The sequence below is a fragment of the Gramella sp. AN32 genome (genome assembly GCF_023718305.1).
In the GTDB taxonomy this organism is placed as follows: Bacteria; Bacteroidota; Bacteroidia; order Flavobacteriales; family Flavobacteriaceae; genus Christiangramia; species Christiangramia antarctica.
In genome coordinates, this window is sequence record NZ_QEYO01000003.1 from 138,192 (window position 1) to 158,862 (window position 20,671).

General features: G+C 39.1%; 13 protein-coding genes and 1 tRNA gene. 5 read left to right on the top strand and 9 right to left on the bottom strand.

Going from position 1 to position 20,671, the window contains the following annotated elements; all coding sequences use genetic code 11:
- Positions 1 to 589: 589 nt before the first annotated feature.
- The 5 genes from DHD80_RS05025 to DHD80_RS05045 all read right to left on the bottom strand — a co-directional run bounded on the left by DHD80_RS05025 (position 590) and on the right by DHD80_RS05045 (position 5,837).
- On the bottom strand, positions 590 to 1,735 hold the full coding sequence (locus tag DHD80_RS05025) for an ATP-binding protein (RefSeq protein WP_251740054.1): 1,146 nt from the start codon (positions 1,733 to 1,735) through the stop codon (positions 590 to 592).
- 201 nt (positions 1,736 to 1,936) lie between these two features.
- Positions 1,937 to 2,884, bottom strand: coding sequence for a GDP-L-fucose synthase (locus tag DHD80_RS05030; protein WP_251740055.1), 948 nt, complete (start codon positions 2,882 to 2,884; stop codon positions 1,937 to 1,939).
- A gap of 153 nt (positions 2,885 to 3,037) precedes the next feature.
- Positions 3,038 to 4,150 (bottom strand): GDP-mannose 4,6-dehydratase, encoded by a 1,113-nt coding sequence (gmd, locus tag DHD80_RS05035; protein WP_251740056.1) that lies wholly within the window; start codon positions 4,148 to 4,150, stop codon positions 3,038 to 3,040.
- A 566-nt stretch (positions 4,151 to 4,716) separates the two neighbouring features.
- Positions 4,717 to 5,190, bottom strand: a complete 474-nt coding sequence (locus DHD80_RS05040) for a UpxY family transcription antiterminator (protein ID WP_251740057.1) — start codon at positions 5,188 to 5,190, stop codon at positions 4,717 to 4,719.
- A 574-nt stretch (positions 5,191 to 5,764) separates the two neighbouring features.
- Positions 5,765 to 5,837 (bottom strand) — tRNA-Gln (locus tag DHD80_RS05045).
- A gap of 694 nt (positions 5,838 to 6,531) precedes the next feature.
- Here DHD80_RS05045 and DHD80_RS05050 point away from each other — a divergent pair.
- A complete protein-coding gene (locus DHD80_RS05050; protein ID WP_251740058.1) occupies positions 6,532 to 9,837 on the top strand; it encodes a DUF2723 domain-containing protein in 3,306 nt (1,101 codons plus the stop codon).
- Between the two features lie 12 nt (positions 9,838 to 9,849).
- Positions 9,850 to 10,632 (top strand): polysaccharide deacetylase family protein, encoded by a 783-nt coding sequence (locus tag DHD80_RS05055; RefSeq protein ID WP_251740059.1) that lies wholly within the window; start codon positions 9,850 to 9,852, stop codon positions 10,630 to 10,632.
- Here the strand turns inward: DHD80_RS05055 and DHD80_RS05060 are convergent.
- The 3 genes from DHD80_RS05060 to DHD80_RS05070 form a co-directional block, all read right to left on the bottom strand.
- A complete protein-coding gene (locus DHD80_RS05060; RefSeq protein WP_251740060.1) occupies positions 10,603 to 10,899 on the bottom strand; it encodes a thioredoxin family protein in 297 nt (98 codons plus the stop codon). The two genes, DHD80_RS05055 and DHD80_RS05060, sit on opposite strands and share 30 nt — an antisense overlap.
- A gap of 75 nt (positions 10,900 to 10,974) precedes the next feature.
- The gene (locus DHD80_RS05065) at positions 10,975 to 12,198 is read right to left on the bottom strand and encodes a metallophosphoesterase (protein ID WP_251740061.1); all 1,224 of its coding nucleotides are present in this window, start codon (positions 12,196 to 12,198) and stop codon (positions 10,975 to 10,977) included.
- Between the two features lie 50 nt (positions 12,199 to 12,248).
- Complete coding sequence (locus DHD80_RS05070; protein WP_251740062.1) at positions 12,249 to 12,971, bottom strand: copper homeostasis protein CutC; 723 nt, start codon at positions 12,969 to 12,971, stop codon at positions 12,249 to 12,251.
- Positions 12,972 to 13,058: 87 nt separating this feature from the next.
- On the opposite strand from DHD80_RS05070, the gene DHD80_RS05075 reads away from it, so the two are divergent.
- From DHD80_RS05075 to polA, 3 genes are all read left to right on the top strand, one after another.
- On the top strand, positions 13,059 to 14,036 hold the full coding sequence (locus DHD80_RS05075) for a N(4)-(beta-N-acetylglucosaminyl)-L-asparaginase (RefSeq protein WP_251740063.1): 978 nt from the start codon (positions 13,059 to 13,061) through the stop codon (positions 14,034 to 14,036).
- 181 nt (positions 14,037 to 14,217) lie between these two features.
- Complete coding sequence (locus tag DHD80_RS05080; protein WP_251740064.1) at positions 14,218 to 14,763, top strand: hypothetical protein; 546 nt, start codon at positions 14,218 to 14,220, stop codon at positions 14,761 to 14,763.
- A 223-nt stretch (positions 14,764 to 14,986) separates the two neighbouring features.
- On the top strand, positions 14,987 to 17,821 hold the full coding sequence (gene polA / locus DHD80_RS05085; protein ID WP_251740065.1) for a DNA polymerase I: 2,835 nt from the start codon (positions 14,987 to 14,989) through the stop codon (positions 17,819 to 17,821).
- A gap of 83 nt (positions 17,822 to 17,904) precedes the next feature.
- Here the strand turns inward: polA and DHD80_RS05090 are convergent, their stop codons facing one another.
- Entirely contained in the window at positions 17,905 to 20,544 is a 2,640-nt protein-coding gene (locus tag DHD80_RS05090) for a DUF5916 domain-containing protein (RefSeq protein ID WP_251740066.1), read from the bottom strand.
- Positions 20,545 to 20,671 lie beyond the last annotated feature (127 nt).

The window sequence follows — 20,671 nt, forward strand, 5'->3', positions numbered from 1 at the left end:
GTTAAATCTTCATAAGGTATTTCATTTATAAATATTGAATTCTATTGCTAATCTTCAATTATGCTGATATTATCAGAATTAAGCCCGGCACTAGTTCTCCTGTTTTCAACATCCTTTAAATCTGCAATATTGTTTTGAATTCCCTAAACTATAATTAATTCATATTTACGATTATCGTAAGGTATCGCGGCGGTCGCGGCGTTTTACTTTTGCGGCCTTGGTGTGTACCGATTTTATGGATTACAAATAACATTTCACAGATGTTTTTAAAAAAAAAGGATCCCAATGAGTGAATTCTTTTTAACCACTGAGTATCGCAGGGTTTGGCACGGAGTTTTTCTCTGTCTCCTCTGTGGTTAAGACGTTATAGTTTGACTTCTTTGAATTCATCCTGGTTATTTAAGAACCAGTCATAAGTTTTTTGAACACCCTTTTCTAATTCAGTAGATGCTTCCCACCCAGCATCTTTTATCTTATCAACATTCATCAACTTACGCGGTGTGCCATCTGGCTTAGAACTGTCCCATAGTTCACTAAAGGCTGCGACAATATGTTGTATGGTTTCTGCCAGTCTTAGAGACGCTCCAACCTAAGCAAGCAAAAAACTACGCAGATCCTGAGCCTCAATCCCTTCAACCGTATTCCCGGAAAAGGTTTCCATGGTCACCACTTTTTTGGGGTAGTTATCTGGGATGTTTTTTAAATTTCCAAATTCACGCTCCAGCGTATCGGGATTATTAATTGTAAGTGCCACCTGAACATATAACTTCTCCCCGTCTTTTTCTGCTATAAAATCTACTTCTTTATTCCCCAATATCCCTACCTGTACTTTATAGCCTTTAAAAAGCAAATGATTGTACACTACATTTTCCATTATTTTTCCCCTGTCTTCCAATCTATATCCCCAAAGCCCATTGCGGATACCCAAATTTTCAAAATAATATTTCTCCCCAATCTCAAACAAGCGCTTTCCTACCAGATCATAGCGGGCAACCTTATGTATTAAAAAAGCATTTACCAGGTGCTGTATATAGGTTTGCACCTGGTTGGGTGCCATATTTACACGCTGGGATTTTAGAAAATCGCTTATTTTTTTTGCCGAAAAGATACTGCCGGTATGGGCGGCCAAGAATAAGACCAATTGTTCCAGGAATGTTGTATTTCTAACGGAATATCTATTTATAATATCCCTATATACGATGCTGCTGTAAATATTCTTTAAATACTCAAACACTACCTCATCCTCCAGTTCTAAATGTATTAAATAAGGAAGTCCGCCGTATTTAAGGTATTTATCCAGGCTCTTGTTATTCTCCGCAAGCTTATGGAATGCAAGGAATTCGGGATAGGCCAGGCTATAAACTTCTATTTCTACATATCTACCGCTTAAATGCCCTGCAATGTCGCCAGATAACAAATTAGCATTGCTGCCCGTACAATAAAGATCCAGATCTTCTTTTAGCAATAGCGAGCGTAAAGCGGTGCCAAAATTTTCTATATCCTGTATCTCATCGATAAAAACATAGGTTTTCGTTCCTTCAACTTTATTTGCCAACACGTATTTGTTAAGATCTTCGGCGGTTTTTATAAATGAAAACTCTAAATCTTCTTTATTTATGTAAATAATATTCGCTGCGGGTTCTCTTTCCTGTATGAGCCGGATTAATTGAAAAAGCAAATAACTTTTCCCTACCCTGCGCTGCCCGGTAATTACCTTGATAATCTTTTGATCCATAAACGGACGAATCTTTTCTAAATAGTGAGTCCGCACTTGGATATTAGCAGGAATAAAATTCGTCATTTATATAATTACGATTATAACTTTTTACAAATATACAAAAGACTATAATTACGATTACAATAATTTTACATTATTGATGGTGAACTGTAGAGGCTTTGTCGATAAACTTTTTTTCAGCTTATAGCCTAACGCTTTTCATATTTTCACCTGTTTATACTTCCCTTCATTCTCCAAAAACCATTTATAAGTGGCATCAATTCCTTCATCCAGACTGGTTGATGCTTCCCAACCGGCATCTTTTATCTTATCAACATTCATCAACTTACGCGGCGTACCATCAGGCTTGGAACTATCCCAAATGATTTTTCCTTTGTGGCCGATAATTTTTTGAATGGTTTCAGCCAGTTCTTTAATCGTAAGATCTTTTCCAGTCCCAATATTGTATAAATGTTCAGGCAATTTATTTTTTAACGCGAAGAACACCGCATCAGCCATGTCTTCTACATATAGAAATTCCCGCATAGGTGATCCCGTGCCCCATAATTCGACAGGCTTATTATTTTCCTTAGCCTCATGAAACTTCCGGATCATGGCGGGTAGTACATGCGAAGTATTCAAATCAAAATTATCATGACTTCCGTATAAATTTGTGGGCATCAGGCTTACATAATCTTTTCCAAATTGTTTCCTAATCGCTTCACAGGCTTTTACGCCGGCAACTTTAGCGATGGCATACCACTCATTAGTTGGCTCCAGGCTACCGGTGAGCAAATATTCTTCTTTTAAAGGTTGGGGTGCGAGTTTTGGATAAATACAGGAACTGCCTAAAAAAATAAACTTTTCCACGTCGTTTTTATGAGCGCCGTCAATCAGGTTATTCTGGATCTGTAAATTTTCCATTAAGAACTGGTAGGGATAATCATTGTTGGCCAGAATGCCTCCAACCCTAGCGGCGGCATCAATAACCACTTCTGGTTTTTCAGTTTCAAAAAATTCCTGAACCACCTTTTGATCGCGCAAATCCAGTTCTTGGGATGTTTTACCTAAAAGATTCTTATAGCCTTCAGCTTCCAGCTTTCTCCAGATTGCTGAACCAACCATACCTCTATGCCCGGCTATATAAATTTTTGATTCTTTATTCATTTTGATTTTGTAAGCAGTAAGTGATAAAACAAAATTAATTAGGTATTAAAAAATACCTCTCGACTTCGCTCGAGGTGACATATCCTCTTATAAGGAACACATCGCCTTAAAATTATTATCAAATTTTCAAATCTTTAAAATTCCCGAATTATCCTACTCAAAATAATTAAGAATTCGGTAACCGCCATCTTTTAGATACTGATCCTTTTTCATCAGCTTCAAATCGCTTTGCATCATATCTTTTACCAAAGCCGCAAGATCATATTCCGGGATCCAGCCTAGCTTTGTATTTGCCTTCGTGGCATCACCAATGAGAAGGTCGACCTCCGTAGGTCTAAAGTATTTAGGATCCACGGCAAGTACCTGTTTTCCGGTTTCCAGCTGATATTCCGGATTGGAACAGGACTTGACAAAAGCGTTTTCTTCAATACCCTCCCCTTTAAATTCCAGTTCTATCCCTGCTTCAGCAAAAGCCATTCGCACAAAATCCCTCACTGTAGTGGTCTTGCCTGTTGCAATAACCCAATCTTCTGCTTCGTCTGCCTGTAAAATCATCCACATCATTCGTATATAATCCTTCGCATGTCCCCAGTCCCTTTTAGCATCCAGATTTCCCAGATAAAATTTATCCTGAAGGCCCAACGCTATTCTGGAAGCAGCCCGGGTAATTTTTCTCGTAACAAAGGTTTCCCCCCGTATAGGCGATTCATGATTAAATAGAATCCCATTGCAGGCATACATACCATAAGCTTCACGGTAATTTACGGTTATCCAGTAAGCATAAATTTTTGCCACAGCATAGGGACTACGTGGATAAAACGGCGTGGTTTCACTTTGGGGCACTTCCTGCACCTTCCCATATAATTCAGAAGTAGACGCCTGGTAAATTCTGGTTTTCTTTTCCAACCCCAGCATTCTAACAGCTTCAAGAATCCTTAAGGTTCCCAGCCCATCTGCATTTCCGGTATACTCGGGAGTCTCAAAAGAAACCTGTACATGGCTCATTGCCGCGAGATTATAAATTTCGTCTGGTTGAATTTCCTGAATTAAACGAATAAGATTGGTAGAATCTGTCATATCCCCATAATGAAGAATAAACTTTAAATTCTCTTCATGAGGATCCTGATATAAATGATCAACCCTATCTGTATTGAAAAGGGAAGCCCTGCGCTTTAAACCATGCACTTCGTATCCCTTCTTTAATAAAAACTCACTTAGGTAAGCTCCATCCTGGCCAGTGGCCCCGGTGATTAATGCTACTTTCATTTTTTATGCATTTAGGCTTAACGCGATTAGCTATAAGCACATTTTGATATATTATATAAGTACAGACTGTATTATTTTAATAATGTCCTAGGCTCAAAAACGTGTAATCAAATCTAATAGATCTCTTCTCTAGTAGGTTTATCGGTCTTTTTCCCGAAACATCATTATTTCTTTTCCTTGTCATTTTTGAACCAGTTCCTAAATTTAGAAGGTAATATGTCAAATCTTAATATCAACAAGAAAAGTTTATGATTTTAGAAATTTTAAATAAGGCTTCGCCTCCGTAAATCCCATATTGGAATTCCCGTGAAAAATCTAGAAAGCCTGATTGAAATTTTCAATTACCAGGGCGATAACTGATAAAATAAGTAGTAGGGTGGTTGATCAGGTATCCAATAATAGCGCAAATTTAATTGCAATAATAAGGGCACTGAAATTTTCCATGTTAAATTTTTAACACGATTAAGGAAATCATAAAATTAGTGGAGAGGATACCGCAAATTGGCTCATAATCTCAAACGTTTTCGTTAAAAAACGCCGGATTTAATGTTAATAATAAATCAAGTTTAACGAATCTCACTGATATCTGCGGTTAATAACCAGCCAATTTCAGGAAGGAATAGTTTAACTTTTCTTTTACCTACCTCCTGCACAATTGCCTCTTCAGATTTTATATTCCCCTTGCTGAATGTAACGCGATCACCTTCTTTAATTTCCTGGATTTTGTAGTTGCTCAGGTAATCATTATTTAACCAGGACATGATCTCATTTATCTCTTCTTCCCTTGCTATTGCGGGTTTTCCCAGCCAGTTTAGAAAACCTATAACCCCGGGAGCATTAAAAACTTCTTTGCGATTTTTTTCTGTGGAGCGCACAAAGATATAGGAGTTAAACAAAGGAACGCTTACTTTTTTTTTACGATCACTCCACTGTCTAACTTCAGTAATTACAGGACAATAAACTTCCATTCCAAAATCCTTTAAAAGTTCGGAAGTTTTGATCTCGTGCTTCGGTTTGGTCCTAATTACATACCACACCATCTAATTTTCAATTCTATGAGTAGAAACAAGTTTAAATTTTTAATACGTACTTTCAAAGGAAAGAATAATTTATCACAGTGTTTATAGTTTCCCTAAATTATAATCAAAGAATTACCTAATCCTTTCACTCTGGTAATTTCAAATGAGTGCTTTTTAAATTTTATGCTTATCCGTTTAGACATCTAACATAAGTTTTTGTCACCTTGAGCGCAGTCGAAAGGTCAAACAAAAACGTCTCGACTTGAGCCTGTATTGAGCGAAGTCGAAATGCTCGACGTGACAATTTTAGTCATGATTTGCCTATTAGGTTCTTTATAACGGACAAGCATATTAAATTTTATTGGCCTAGCATGGCTTACTTTGCTTCGACTTGCTCAGCACAAGCTCTTCGCTCAGGATAAACTTCTCGCCCAGAAATATTTCGAAATAAAAAAGCCCGAACTTTCGTTCAGGCTTTTTGCACTTTGTTGGCCTACTAGGGCTCCCTTCGGCTTCGCTCAGGATAAACTTCTCGCCCAGAAATTATTTCAAAATAAAAAAAGCCCGAACTTTCGTTCAGGCTTTTTGCACTTTGTTGGCCTACTAGGGCTCGAACCTAGACTCTTCTGGACCAAAACCAGACGTGTTGCCAGTTACACCATAGGCCAATGCGTAAATGCGGATGCAAATTTAATACAAACTTTATTCTACACAAACTTTTTCTTATTATTTTATTCTTTGGAAATTCTCGAACCCATCTGTACTTAAAGACTTCAATGCCAATTGAAAATATTTATGTGTATCCGTGTTTTATCTGCTCACCCTGAGACCCCTGAAAAAATTTTCTAGTCTAGCAAATTGACTTTTTTTAGTATATCCAATAAGATGCTGAAACAAGTTCAGCATGACGGCAATTCTAAAATCCAGCGTCGTCACCCTGAACTGGTTTCAGGGTTTCTAATATGTAACCAAATAAAAATATGTAAATCAGCGAAGCAATCTCCAACTTCTTCCCTTCATTCATGAGACTGCTTCAGTCGCTATGCTCTTTCGCAGTGACATATCATTTCACTTTTCAACTTCCAACGACCAACCTCCAACTTTCAACCTAAAACTTTGAACTCTGGAAAGTCATTGCGAGCGCAGCGAAGCAATCTCCAACTTCCCCCCTTCACTTAATGAGACTGCTTCAGTCGTCATACTCCTTCGCAGTGACGCCAGCCTTTAAGTTTAACTTTTCAACTTTGAACCTTGAACTTTCTCACTTCCAACTTCCCAAAAATATTTCCTTTTATTCCTCGTTTCTAAACCATTCAGCAATTTATTATTAAATTCGCCACTTTAGTATAACTACTATCTTTTATGACTGATTTCAACTTCTCAAAGTGGAATAAAATACTGGGCTGGCTGGTATTCTCTATTGCTCTTACAACCTATACGCTCACTTTAGAACCAACCGCTAGTTTCTGGGATGCCGGGGAATATATCGCTACTTCCGCAAATCTGGAAGTGGGACATCCGCCCGGAGCGCCATTTTACCAAATGATGGGTGCATTCTTCGCCACCTTTGCCCCTAATGATGCCAGTGTGGCCCTAATGATTAATTTCATGAGTGGTTTCGCCAGTGCCATAGCGATCCTGTTTATGTTCTGGTCTATAAGCATACTGGTTTTAAAAGTAGCAGGACCATCTGAAAACTTAACTACCGCCAAAAAAATCGCTGTTTTAGGAAGTTCTTTAGTGGGGTCCTTAGCTTTCACCTTTACAGACAGTTTTTGGTTTAATGCTGTAGAAGCTGAAGTTTACGCTATGGCCGCCTGCTTTATGTCGATCATGTTTTACCTGGGCCTGTTATGGGAACGCGATATGTTCACTCCACGTGGAAATCGCTGGATCATCCTAATCTCATTGGTCATAGGGTTGTCTTTTGGTGTCCACTTTATGGGACTTCTAACCCTTCCAGCTATTGGCTTTTTATATTTCTTTAAAAATTATCCTAAAGTAACGATCAAAAATTTTATCATCGCCAATATCGTGGTGGTTGCGGTTTTAATGTTCATTTTTAAACTGCTTCTTCCTTATACCCTTACTTACTTTTCGGCTTCAGAACTGTTTTTTACCAATAGTCTGGGATTGCCATTTAATACAGGCACCATCATCGCATTTTTAAGTATCATTGCAGCCTTCTATTTTGCCATTCGATATACTCAGAAAAGACAGTACTTTCAATATAATACGCTTTTGCTTTGTATCCTTTTTGTGCTGATTGGATTTTCCAGCTGGATCATGTTGCCCATTCGAAGTAATGCGCCAACCGTAATTAATGAAAACAGCCCCGATAACGCCCGGGAATTACTGGCTTATTATAACCGTGAGCAATATGGTGAATCTTATCTTTTTTATGGCCCACAGTGGAGTGAGATGTATGCCGGTTTAGATGAGAATAATCCTTACCGGGATGGCAAACCAAAATATGAAAAGGACAAAGAATTGGGCAAATATGTAATTGTAAACGATTATAAAGATGCCCGCCAGAATTTAGACGATGCCCATAAAACAGTTCTTCCCCGAATGTGGAGCACGGAACACGCGGTAAATTATATGGAGTTTACCGGCCCACTGGAGTTTACCATTAAACCCGAGTATCAAAGTGAAGAGCGGCTGGTTTCTGCCGTAAATGAATTTAAAACCCAATTTGCCACAGGGCAGCGGGACCTGGAAGCATATCATAAATTCCTGCGCCAATTTGGCGATTATCTGGATGTGAAAAAACCGAGTTTTGGCAGCAACATGGCCTATTTATTTGAATATCAGATTGGCTATATGTACTGGAGGTATTTTATGTGGAATTTTACCGGAAGACAGGATGATATCCAGGGAAAATATACCGACCTCAACGGAAACTGGCTTAGCGGCATTGATTTTATAGATGAAATGCATATTGGGCCTCAGGACTTTCTACCTTCAGATATGCTGAATAACAAGGCCCGGAACACCTATTTTTTCCTTCCGCTTATTTTAGGGATTATAGGATTTATTTTTCAGCTGAAGAGGGATCAGAAGAACTTTTGGGTGCTCATGGTATTTTTCCTTTTTACAGGAATTGCCCTAAAAATTTATCTAAATGAAAGGCCTTTTGAACCTCGGGAAAGGGATTATGCTTTAGTAGGCTCCTTTTATGTTTTTGCGCTGTGGATAGGTTTTGGGGTATATGCTTTGTTTGATAAACTTAGGAATGTAATCACTCCAAAGATCGCTGCACCGGTGGTGATCGCCGCAAGTTTGCTTTGCGTTCCGGTACTTCTGGCAGCACAAAATTGGGACGATCATGATCGTAGCGGCAGGAACAGTGCTTTTGTAATGGCCAAAATGTACCTCGATTCCGTAGATGAAAATGGGATTTTATTCACTATTGGCGATAATGACACTTTTGCGCTGTGGTACGTTCAGCAGGTAGAAAAATACAGGACAGATGTGCGGATCGTGAACACAAGTTTACTTGCAACCGACTGGTATATTGACCAGATGAAGCGGAAAGCTTATGAAAGTGATGCCGTACCAAGTCAGTTGGACAACAAATTCTACAACGGGCAGAATGATGCCATTTTCTTAAAAGAAATGACCCAGGATACGCTGAATATTAAATCCTGGATGAATTATATCCAAAGTGATGATCCAAGAACCAAAGGTGAGATTTCCAGCGGAACGGTAATGAATACCTTTCCCACACGATACGTTCGAATTCCGGTGGACAAACAGGTGGTTTTAAAAAATAATATCGTAGATAAAAAATTCGCTAATGATATTGTAGACCATATCGATATTACTATTGATGACGCTGTACTTTACAAAAACCGATTGCTGATGTTGGATATAGTAGCGAACAATAATTGGGAGCGCCCCATTTACTTTACCGGCGGCAGCTTTGGGGACGATGATTATTTATGGATGAAAGATTATCTGCAACTGGAAGGTGTGGCGTATAAACTGGTTCCCATAAGGACTCCCGTAGATCCAAGAAATCCGTTCGATATGGGGAAAGTGAATACCGAAAAAATGTACAATATCGTAAAGAACTGGGACTGGGGAAGTATGGGATCTGGTGATATTTATCACGACCCGGAAACCAGAAAAAATTCAATTACTTATAGAAGTAACCTTGCCCGTTTAACCGAAAATCTTTTGAAGGAAGGAGATACGGTTCATGCCAAGGAAATTTTAGATCTGGCCATGGAAAACATGCCGGTGGAATATTTCGAATTTTACACTCTTTTAGAACCCTATATTAGTGGATATTATGAAGTAAATGAACCGGAAAAAGCCAGGGAAATTTGGGAACAGGTCGTGGAAAAATATCAGGAAAATTTGATTTACTACAGCAATTGGGATATCGACAGGCAATATATGTATGCAGATGAGATCATTTCCAATATGGAAAGATATCGCGGCCTGGTAGACCTGATGGTAGTTTACGAAGATCGGGATACTGCGATGAAAAAAGCTGAAGAATTCAATGAATTCCTGAAGAAGTTCAAGCATTTCTATAGACAGGAAGAAGAATTTGAACCAGATATGCCCATGATGCAGGAAGAGTTGATGCAGGGTCTGGATGGTGCTAGCCAGAATCCTCCGGGAATAGATTCGCTCGCCATAGATAGCGTGAATTAGAATTTCTGCGGAATGGAAATATTCAGGGCCAGGTATCCATCATTTTTAAAATGGCTTTATCCTGATAGAGTTTCGCGAATCAAAGATGATCATTCTATTTATTTAACTTTTGACGATGGCCCAATTCCAGTAGTCACGCCCTGGGTTTTAGACCAGCTTAAAAAGTTCCACGCAAAAGCTACTTTTTTTTGTATTGGTGAAAATATTCAAAAACATCCTGAAATTTTTCAACGGATCATTTCTGAAGGGCACGCGATAGGAAACCATACCTATAATCACTTAAATGGGTGGAATACTTCAAACCAGGATTATTTAAATAATATTCTTGAAGCTGAAGAAGTTATGTGCGAAGGACGAGGTACGAAGGACGAGGTACGAAGTACGAAGGGAGAAGGGCGAATTGGAAAATACGAAGTACGAGGTAAGAAGTACGAGGTACGAACTAAAAAGTACGAACTCTGGACTAAAAACTCCGAACTAAAAACTCCGAACTTCCAACTATTTCGTCCTCCCTTTGGAAAGATCAAAAACAGCCAGGCGAAATTATTAAAAAAAGCAGGCTATCAAATTGTGATGTGGGATGTGATTAGCGGGGATTATAATGAAAATTTTACTGCGGAAGAATGTAAAAATAACGTGTTGGAAAATACAAAACCGGGGAGCACTATTGTTTTTCACGATAGCCGGAAAGCATTCAAAAACCTGAAAGAAATCCTTCCGGAAATCCTTCAATTTTACGCTGAAAAAGGATTAAGGTTTAAAAGTTTAGATGTGCTCGCGAAGAAGGCCAATTAAAGTATTGGCATCCTGTTCCCCGCTGTGCCGCCAGATCATTTCACCAGATTTGTAGATCATAAGCGTGGGCAGCCCTTTCACGCGAAGCGCTTCAGCTAATTGAGAATTTTTATCCACATCAATTTTAATGATTTTAGCCTTATCGCCCATAGCCGCTGCGACATCCCTAAGCACCGGGTGCATGGATACAGAAGCTTCATTCCATTCCGTATAAAAATCCAGTAAAACAGGGACTTGAAGATCTACTAACTCACCAAATTTTGACATATAGTAAAATTTAATTTTCAGGCATCTTTTCTGTTATCGATGCCCGCCATAATCAAATATAGCAAATTCTTCTAATTAAGCGGGTTTTGAGCCTTTTTTCAACTCGATCACACTAATTTCCGGCCATATTCCTATCCTCCCGGGATAGGCTAAAAATCCGAAGCCACGGTTCACATTTATATAGCGCCCCATTTCCTCATAAATTCCTGCCCAGTGTTTATAACGATATTGTACCGGGCTCCATTTAAACCAACCGGGAATTTCAATTCCAAATTGCATTCCATGCGTATGTCCGCTTAGGGTCAAATGATAATTATGATCATCTTTTTTCACTTCCTGTTCCCAGTGTGAAGGATCATGGCTCATTAATATTTTAAAATCTTCCTGGGAAACTCCTGCGGAAGCTTTTTGAAGGTCGCCTTCCTGTTTAAAACCTGCACCCCAGTTCTCTACCCCCACCAGAGCGATTTTTTCACCCTTCTTCTGAAGAAACCTGTTTTCATTCAGCATCAGGTCCCAACCCATATCGGCATGTACCTTTTTAAGATCTTCCAGATTTTGCCTTTTTTCGGCATCACTTTCCCACTGCACATAATCGCCATAATCATGATTTCCCAACACTGAAAAAACACCATCGCTGGCCTTCAGTTTTGAAAAAAGAGGTTTCCATGTATCCATCTCCGTCGCTTTGTTGTTTACAAGATCACCGGTGAAAAGAATCACATCACTTTCCTGCTCATTTACCAGATCCACCGCATAGGCTATTTTCTTATGGTTATCGAAACTGCCACTGTGGATATCACTCACCTGCGTGATGGTATACCCATCAAAATTCGGCGGAAGATCATCAAAATATAAGGTGTAACGTAAAACCCGAAAATTGTATTTTCCTTTATACATCCCGTACAGCAATCCTGCAAACGGAATTACCGCCAGGCCAAGGGCAAGCGTGCTCAAAAATTTTCTACGTGAAGGGATCGTAAGATTTTCTGAAGAGCCAAAAAGTCTTTGCACAGTACCAATTGGAATTCGAATTATATCTTCTCCCAGCATAAAAATGACCAGCACCAGTTTAGAAACGAATAAGGAAAGGAAAAACCCAATTGCCAGGCCGCGGCCACCGGAAAAAGTTCCACTGCCGGCTTCCTGGTTGAACTGATAGATCAAATTAAAAACCACGATCGCCGAAAGCAGAAAATAAAATACAGCGATCCAATTGTTCTTGGTCAGGTTTCGAAAGGCCTGGAAAGCATAAATATCTACAATAAAATATATTGCCAGTAGGATAAACCAGCGCATAAGCAAGTTGATTTAAGGGTGAAAACTTTAAAATAAGCACCTTTTCAGGTTCACTTCAGCATTTGTACCATTTCTTCTATAATCCTTACATCGCTTAGCGTTTTCATTTTTTCCTGAAGAAATTTTTCTGAATTCATCGAAACCGGAATTTCATAGTTGGTAGTTTCTACAAATTTTGAAGCTGAAAAATGTATCGCTTTAAAATCGGCAGTTTTAAACTTTTTAATATTCTGAAGGTTTACCCCACCACCAGGCATAATTTGGCAATTTTCAGCTATTTGATTGAGTTTTTTCAAAGTATTAAATCCCTGATCAACATTATTTTTTCCACCGGAAGTAAGAATAGCGTCTACTCCTAACTTCTGAAGTTTTTTAAAAGATTCGGTTTGATCTTTTAACCAGTCGAAAGCCCGGTGAAAAGTAAAATGAAGCTTTCCGGAAGCTTGGTATAATGCTGAAGTTTTTATGAGATCAATTTCACGATTTTCATCCAATACGCCAGTAACGATTCCCGCCGCTCCAAGTTCTTTACTTTTTTCAATATCCTTCAGCATTACTTCAAATTCCATTTCAGAATAGGTGAAATTTCCACTTCTCGGCCTTATTAAAACATGAACGGGAATGGAAATTCGCTGCAGAACGCTTTCAATTAATCCAAATGACGGGGTAATTCCCCCCACGCCCAATTCTGAACACAGTTCTATTCTATCAGCTCCTCCTTTTTCAGCATTTATAGCAGACTCCAAAGAATTTGTACAAACTTCTACAAGCATTTTAGTATATTTAAAACTTTAGGAAAACGTATTGTAAGATCACAAATTACGCAAATCCTATTGGATCGTAAACCTTAATATCTAATTATGCGAAGACGTACATTTATAGAAAGATCTGCCATTTCCCTGGCAGGAATTTCCTTCGGTTCAAGCCTAATCAAATCAGACTTATTTGCTATGACAAAAAATACAGCCATAAAACCTATGGCCATCGCTACATGGAATTTTCAGAAAGCCGCTCAAACAGCCGGCGAAATGCTCGAACAGGGTGAAAATGCCCTGGATGCTGTGGAACAGGGCGTAATGGTTGAAGAATCCAATTTAAAGAATACCACTGTTGGTGATGGTGGGGCGCCCGATCGTGATGGAAATGTAACCTTAGATGCCTGTATTATGGACGCTACGGGAAATGCCGGCTCCGTTGTATACCTAAAGGAGATTGAACATCCGGTATCGGTTGCGAGAAAAGTGATGGAAGAAACTCCCCATGTAATGCTGGCCGGGGAAGGAGCTCTTCAGTTTGCCATTCAGCAGGGATTTAAAAGAAAGAATCTCCTGACTCCAGAATCTGAAGCCGAATGGAAAGAATGGCTGAAAAATAAAGAATATAAGCCCATCATTAATATTGAAAATCACGATACCATTGGCATGCTTTGTATGGATAAAAACGGTGATATCGCAGGTGCCTGTACCACTTCCGGACTTTCCTATAAAATGAATGGCCGTGTGGGTGATTCCCCCATTATTGGTTCAGGATTGTTTGTGGACAATGAAATTGGAGGAGCTGCGGGAACAGGAATGGGTGAAGCGATCATGAAAAGTGTGGGGAGTTTCCTTATTGTAGAATTAATGCGACAGGGGAAATCCCCCCAGGAAGCCTGCCAGGAAGCCGTGATGAGAACGGTGAATAAAAGTCCTAATTATAAAGATTTTCAGGTTGCTTATATCGCTATGAACAAAAATGGGGAGGTGGGTTCTTATTGTATCCACAAAGGTTTTAGTTATGCTATGTTTCAGGATGGAAAAAGTTCAGATAATTTGAGTGCTTCATATTTGGAGGAATAATTTTTTTTAGACCAAGTATTAATTAATATAAAATTGGGTGTCAGGCTGAGCGGAGTCGAAGCCTGGTAAGCTTATAAAATAAAAACAATGAACAGATCTGCAAGGTTTTAAAATCTATAGAATCAATTAACAGACCTGCAAGGTTTTAAAAACCTTGCAGGTCTTATCAATAATTTGATGTATGGAAATATTAGAAAAGGATAATTATTACCATATTTTTAATCGGGGAATTAACAGTGAAAATATTATTCGTTCTGACAGAAACAAAATTTACTTTCTCCAATTATATAAAAAACATCTTTCAGATTTTGTCACCACTGCTTATTGTCTCTTGAATAACCATTTTCACTTTGCTATCCGGATAGACCAAAAAAACAAGGAAGTCACCCAGGCATTTTCCAACTTTTTCAAAGCCTATGCCAAGGCATTCAATAAAGCCCATTCCCGAACAGGTAGTTTGTTCGAAAAAAACTTCAGAAGAATTAAGATCGATAAGGAGAAGTATCTAAAAAATCTGGTTTTATACATTCACTTCAATCCACAAATCCACTTCGGAATTAACTATTATGATTACAAATTTTCTTCTTTCCAGCCAATTCTACAAGAGAACAATGAAATTGTAAACCTTAAGGAGGTTTTGAACGTTTTTGATGATCTGGAGAATTTTAAAAATATCCACCACCACCATCATATAATAAGGCTCGAAGAAAATTTCAGGCTGGAATAGTTAAACCTGCAAGGTTTTAAAAACCTTGCAGGTTGGAATAAAAATTATAGTGCATTTGGGGCAATTCATCCAGAACCACAACAGCTCGGGGATTTACCCTACCTGTTCACATTTCGACTACGCTTCATTTAACCAATATTTCTGAATTGATCTCTTTCATAAGGAAGACTGAGTTAATCTTTGTAATTTTGGATCATTCTCGAATTCACATTAAATATTACAGATGGCCGAACAAAAACGCCTTTTTCTACTAGACGCTTACGCTTTGATTTTCCGCGGATATTACGCTTTTATAAAAAACCCAAGGATCAACTCCAAAGGTTTTAATACTTCGGCGATCATGGGTTTTACCAATTCACTTTTTGACGTGATTCGCCGCGAAAAACCCGATCATTTAGCCGTTTGTTTCGATAAAGATGGAAGTGAAGCCAGGACTGAAATGTTCCCGGAATATAAAGCCCACCGGGATGAAACCCCCGAACCTATCCAGCTGTCAATTCCCATAATCCAGGAAATTTTGAAAGCCATGCATATTCCCGTGGTGGAATGCGCCGGGATGGAGGCCGATGATATTATTGGAACTCTGGCCAAGCAGGCTGAAAAGGAGGATTATAAGGTTTTTATGGTCACACCCGATAAGGATTTTGCCCAGCTGGTTTCTGAAAATATCTTTATGTACCGCCCCTCGAGAATGGGAAATGGTATTGAAATTTGGGGTATCCCTGAAGTGCAAAAGAAATTTGAAGTGGAACGACCGGAGCAGGTGATCGATTTTCTTGGAATGATGGGAGATGCGGTTGATAATATTCCCGGACTTCCCGGAGTTGGCGAGAAAACTGCCAAAAAATTCTTGAAGGCTTATGGAAGTATGGAAGGTTTACTGGCAAATACCGATAAGCTGAAAGGAAAAATGAAGGAAAAGGTGGAAGAAAGTGCCGCGCAGGGAATCCTTTCAAAAAAACTTGCCACTATTTTTACCGATTGTGATGTGAAATTTCATGCAGAAGATTATGAACTTTCGATGCCCGATACAGAAAAGGTGCAACAACTTTTCGAAGAATTAGAATTCCGAAGATTAAAAGATCAGTTCTTAAAATTATTTAGCGGCGAAGAAGATTCAACCCAAACCCAAATATCCAATTCCCCTTCAGCCAGACAAAACGCGCAAACGGCCGGAGCCGGCCAATTCTCATTATTTGGAAATGAAGGAGAAGGAAATACCGAAATTGAAAGGATTTCTTCCAGAAAAACTTTAGCAGACACGCCCCATGTTTATCAGGCGATAAACACCGATTTTGCCAGAAAACTTTTCCTGGAAAAACTAATGACCCAGAAAAGTGTATGCTTTGATACGGAGACTACCAGTTTAAATCCTTTAGAAGCAATGCTGGTTGGGATCGCTTTTTCATGGGAAGCGGGAAAAGGTTTCTATCTGCCATTTCCCGATGATCTTGAAAAGACTCAGGATCTCATTAACGAATTAAAACCCTTTTTTGAAGATACAAAAATTGAAAAAATCGGGCAGAACCTTAAATATGATATCGAGGTTTTAGATAAATATGAAGTAATCGTTAAGGGAACTTTATTCGACACGATGATCGCGCATTACCTCATCAACCCTGATATGCGCCATAATATGGATGTTTTAGCTGAAACATACCTCAACTATACGCCGCAATCTATTACGGAATTGATCGGGAAAAAAGGTAAGAATCAGGGAAATATGCGTGATGTGTCCCTAGAAAAAATCACCGAATATGCTGCTGAAGATGCTGATATCACTTTTCAGCTAAAGCAAGCTTTTGAAAAAGAACTGGATGATGCCAGCACCAGAAAACTTTTTGATGAAATTGAAATTCCGCTGGTAAGGGTGCTTGCAGAGATGGAACTGGAAGGCATCAACCTGGATGAAAATTATTTAAAATCACTTTCCGCAGCGCTTACTACCGATATTAAGCAACTGGAAGAAAATATTTACAAGGAAGCTGGTGAAGAATTTTTGATCAGTTCTCCAAAACAATTGGGGATCATCCTTTTTGAAAAAATGGAACTGGTCAAAAAACCGAAGAAAACCAAGACGGGACAATATTCTACCAGTGAAGACGTGCTTTCAGTTCTGGCCAAAGACCACGCGATCATTCAACAGGTTTTGGACTATCGTGGTTTAGTGAAATTGCAAAATACATATGTAGACGCGTTACCCAATCAGGTAGAAAAAACTACCGGCCGGGTACATACAGATTATGTGCAAACCATTGCGGCAACCGGGCGTTTGAGTTCTAATAACCCAAACCTTCAGAATATACCGATTCGGACAGAAAGAGGAAGACAGGTTCGTAAAGCATTTATTCCGAGGGATGAAAATTTCGTACTGCTCGCCGCAGATTATTCGCAGATAGAATTGCGCATTATTGCCGCGCTGAGTGAAGAAGAGAATATGATCAAAGCCTTCCGGGACGGTGAGGATATTCACGCTTCTACAGCTGCCAAAGTTTTTAATATTCCGCTGGAGGAAGTGACCCGGGAACAAAGGAGCAACGCGAAAACTGTGAATTTCGGGATCATTTATGGAGTTTCTGCATTTGGGTTAAGCAATCAAACCAGCCTTTCCCGAAGTGAATCAAAAGAATTGATCGATACTTATTATAAGACCTATCCACAATTGAGCAATTATATGAGCGATCAGGTCCAGTTTGCCCGTGAGAATGGATATGTCTCCACGGTTTTAGGCCGAAGAAGGTATTTAAAAGATATCAATTCCCGAAATCAGGTGGTGCGTGGTGCGGCAGAGAGGAATGCGGTAAATGCCCCGATCCAGGGAAGTGCCGCAGATATTATCAAATTGGCCATGATCAATATTCATAAAAAACTGGAGTCTGACAATTACAAAACCAAAATGCTGCTTCAGGTGCATGATGAACTGGTCTTTGACGCGCATAAAGATGAATTGGAGAAAGTTCAGCAGATGATCAAGCACGAAATGGAAAATGCTTATACATTAAGTGTCCCGTTAGATGTGGAAATCGGGATTGGTGAAAACTGGCTGGAAGCGCATTAGCAGTATCCAGTGATCAGTAAGCAATAAGCAGTAAATTATATTATAGCTTTTCACTTAAAACTTTCAGCTTATCGCTTAAAGCTCTAAAGTATAAACCGATATGTCGCCTTGATCAAAAAGGTGTTTTGGGGTCGTTGTCGCAGTAATTGATTATCTACAATAGCACTAAAACTATTGTTTACATCCCCAAAACCATTCACTCCCTGAGACCAGACGAGGAATATTTCAGATCCCGGAATATATTCCCAGCGTGCCACTAAATTAGAACGAAACTGCACAAAGGCGAAATCAGGATTATTGATGGTATAATCGGTATTTCCATCTAAGTTTTCATCAAAACTGTACACGTCATTTTCAAAATTCACCTGGTTATTTCCGAAGTAAGAAATTCTATTATTTAGATCTTCCGCAGTGGCATTTGTTACATAATTAAAATCATGATAATCTGCTTTAAAAATAAAAGGCTGTCCATAATACTGGATCGTGAAATTGGGATTAATATTATAATCTAACCTGAAAGTCGCACTTATAGTTTCCTGATCTATTTCCCCTAATATATATTTTGCAGAATTATTATAATTCCTCGTGGCTACATACTGAGTTTTGCTTGGGTTCTCTTCATATTCAAAAACCAGGGACATGCTAAGCGCATTCAATGGCTGATATCTTGACCTGACCACATATCTTCTCAAACTGAATGCATCCTGGGTCGCATCGGAATGCACATAACCCAAATCGAAACTTACTTTTTTCCTGCGATCGGTCCCGGAAAAAATATAGAAGAAATTTTCCTGATTATACCGCCATCTCGGTCCGCCACGTAAAAATGAGTTCACGAAAATTCGGGGTTTATGTGCCGCGCCAAATTCACTCCACCAGTTATTTTTATAATTAATAAAACCACCCATCTCATATTGCATGCGGTTATAATTACCTTCAAAATCGAATGCTGTAGACTGTTCCACCCCAATATTCATTCTTCTATACCAGCCCGTAGGTTCATTAAACAATCTTCTCACACCTATATACTCCTGAATATCGTCTGCGCGTCTTAAATAGCCTATATCGTTTGTTTCCAATTCGGGGGAAACCCATTTTCCACCGGCGGCATAACGCCAGTTCCCTCCGCCGCCTTTTCCAATTTCTATTTGTCCGCCCGTGCCTGAAAGTGAAGTTTTATCGGGATCTACTTCAACATGCCCGGCATCGCTGCGTTGAAAAAGATGCACAATCGAGCGCTGGGTATTTAGGATAGCTTCCTTGCTTCCCTGCACATGGCTTAGCACTGCATTCCCTTCCAAATAATATTTTCTATCCTGCCAGTTATGTTTAAAATCCAATCCGCCGGAAAATGCCTGGGTATGTAAAAAGGAAATGTTATCCTCCATATTGCGATGCGTGGTGGTGAACATTCCTCCAATAAAGCTATTCCTGTCATTAAAATCTTTCTGGACCCTTCCCACAAAATAATTGGTTAAAGGCTCAACTATTATTTCATCTTCAGATCCATCTACATTGGTATAGGAAGCATTTTCCCTGGCCGTTAGAGATTCTAAAATGCCAATTGTCCATCCATTTTTAGTTTTTCCGCTGAATTTTGCCGCGCCTAAAATTGTGGTGTTCTGCGGTTGGTCCACGTAAGCGATATTAGGCCCAATGGCCGCCCCCTGTGGAGTCCTTCCTATTCTTCTTGAAAAGAAAAGGTTATCGCTACCATTACCATAATTAAAGTCAAATATGTTTTTATTTTCTACGAAAAAAGGCCGGCGCTCTTCAAAAAATATCTCGAAACCGTCTAATGCGACTGCTCCGGGATCGGCATCTACCTGGCCAAAGTCTGGGTTAATGGTCAAATCCAGCGTAAGGTCATTGGTAATTCCGATTTTAGCATCCAAACCTGCAGTAAGTTTCGCATCGCTGCCATCTCGATACGGATTGTTCGTTTCAGCTTCATAGGTTTGATATCTCGCTACGGTATATGGCTGAATTTCCAGTTGTTTTTGGGGCTTTAATCCTTTTAAACCTCGCAATTCGCCAAATTCACTAACCCATCCCGCAGGATTTGCCGGCACTGCCTGCCAGGTTGAACGTTCTTCATTGCTAAAATATCTTCGGGTAGATTGCAATCCCCAGGTTTGTTCTTCCAAATTTCCAAAACGCAATTGACTTAACGGAATTCGCAATTCAGCAGTCCAGCCTTCTTCAACAATCGCCGTCTTGACATACCAAATTGGGTTCCAGCTGGGATCAAAATTTCCATTATTTGAAACAAATTCATCACCCTTGACTCCACTTACCGAGGTTGTAAAAGAAAATGCTGTACGGTCATCATTATAACTATCTATATTAACCTCTACCCAATCCCCGGCAAAACTATCACGCCTACCCATTCTTTCAATGATCTTGCTTCTATCAGGTTCCAAACATAAAAATGCGATGTATAGATTTTTATCATCGTAAACAATCTTCATTTTGGTTTGTTGACTTGGTTCTGTATTATTATCAGGTTCAAATTCCTTAAAATCTGAAGTCCATTCAACAGCATCCCAGGCTGCCTCATCAAAATTTCCATCTATCTTAATGGGTTCTAAGCTTTCGACAGATTTTGTAGTATAGGTCCTTTTTTCGAATTTTTCCTGAGGTTCAGGTTTCTCTTCCTGAGCAGAAATACTAATAGAAATCAGTAAAACAAAAGGTGTAATAAATTTTTGAACAATTCTCATAGATGGTTAGCTGTGATGAAAAAATTGATTGATGTTATTTAAAAGACTTTCAAAAAGTGATTGTGTGACACTTTTGAATAAATTTTATTAAAGTTTAAACTATAATTAAAAAACCCTCCAAATTTCT

Excerpts from the sequence above, each read along its gene's own strand:
- gmd (WP_251740056.1), bottom strand. The coding sequence starts at position 4,150 with ATGAAAGTAGCATTAATCACCGGGGCCACTGGCCAGGATGGAGCTTAC.
- DHD80_RS05075 (WP_251740063.1), top strand. The coding sequence starts at position 13,059 with ATGCGAAGACGTACATTTATAGAAAGATCTGCCATTTCCCTGGCAGGA.
- DHD80_RS05090 (WP_251740066.1), bottom strand. The coding sequence starts at position 20,544 with ATGAGAATTGTTCAAAAATTTATTACACCTTTTGTTTTACTGATTTCT.
- DHD80_RS05050 (WP_251740058.1), top strand. The coding sequence starts at position 6,532 with ATGACTGATTTCAACTTCTCAAAGTGGAATAAAATACTGGGCTGGCTG.
- DHD80_RS05070 (WP_251740062.1), bottom strand. The coding sequence starts at position 12,971 with ATGCTTGTAGAAGTTTGTACAAATTCTTTGGAGTCTGCTATAAATGCT.
- DHD80_RS05055 (WP_251740059.1), top strand. The coding sequence starts at position 9,850 with ATGGAAATATTCAGGGCCAGGTATCCATCATTTTTAAAATGGCTTTAT.
- DHD80_RS05080 (WP_251740064.1), top strand. The coding sequence starts at position 14,218 with ATGGAAATATTAGAAAAGGATAATTATTACCATATTTTTAATCGGGGA.
- DHD80_RS05060 (WP_251740060.1), bottom strand. The coding sequence starts at position 10,899 with ATGTCAAAATTTGGTGAGTTAGTAGATCTTCAAGTCCCTGTTTTACTG.
- DHD80_RS05065 (WP_251740061.1), bottom strand. The coding sequence starts at position 12,198 with ATGCGCTGGTTTATCCTACTGGCAATATATTTTATTGTAGATATTTAT.
- polA (WP_251740065.1), top strand. The coding sequence starts at position 14,987 with ATGGCCGAACAAAAACGCCTTTTTCTACTAGACGCTTACGCTTTGATT.
- DHD80_RS05025 (WP_251740054.1), bottom strand. The coding sequence starts at position 1,735 with ATGGATCAAAAGATTATCAAGGTAATTACCGGGCAGCGCAGGGTAGGG.
- DHD80_RS05030 (WP_251740055.1), bottom strand. The coding sequence starts at position 2,884 with ATGAATAAAGAATCAAAAATTTATATAGCCGGGCATAGAGGTATGGTT.
- DHD80_RS05040 (WP_251740057.1), bottom strand. The coding sequence starts at position 5,190 with ATGGTGTGGTATGTAATTAGGACCAAACCGAAGCACGAGATCAAAACT.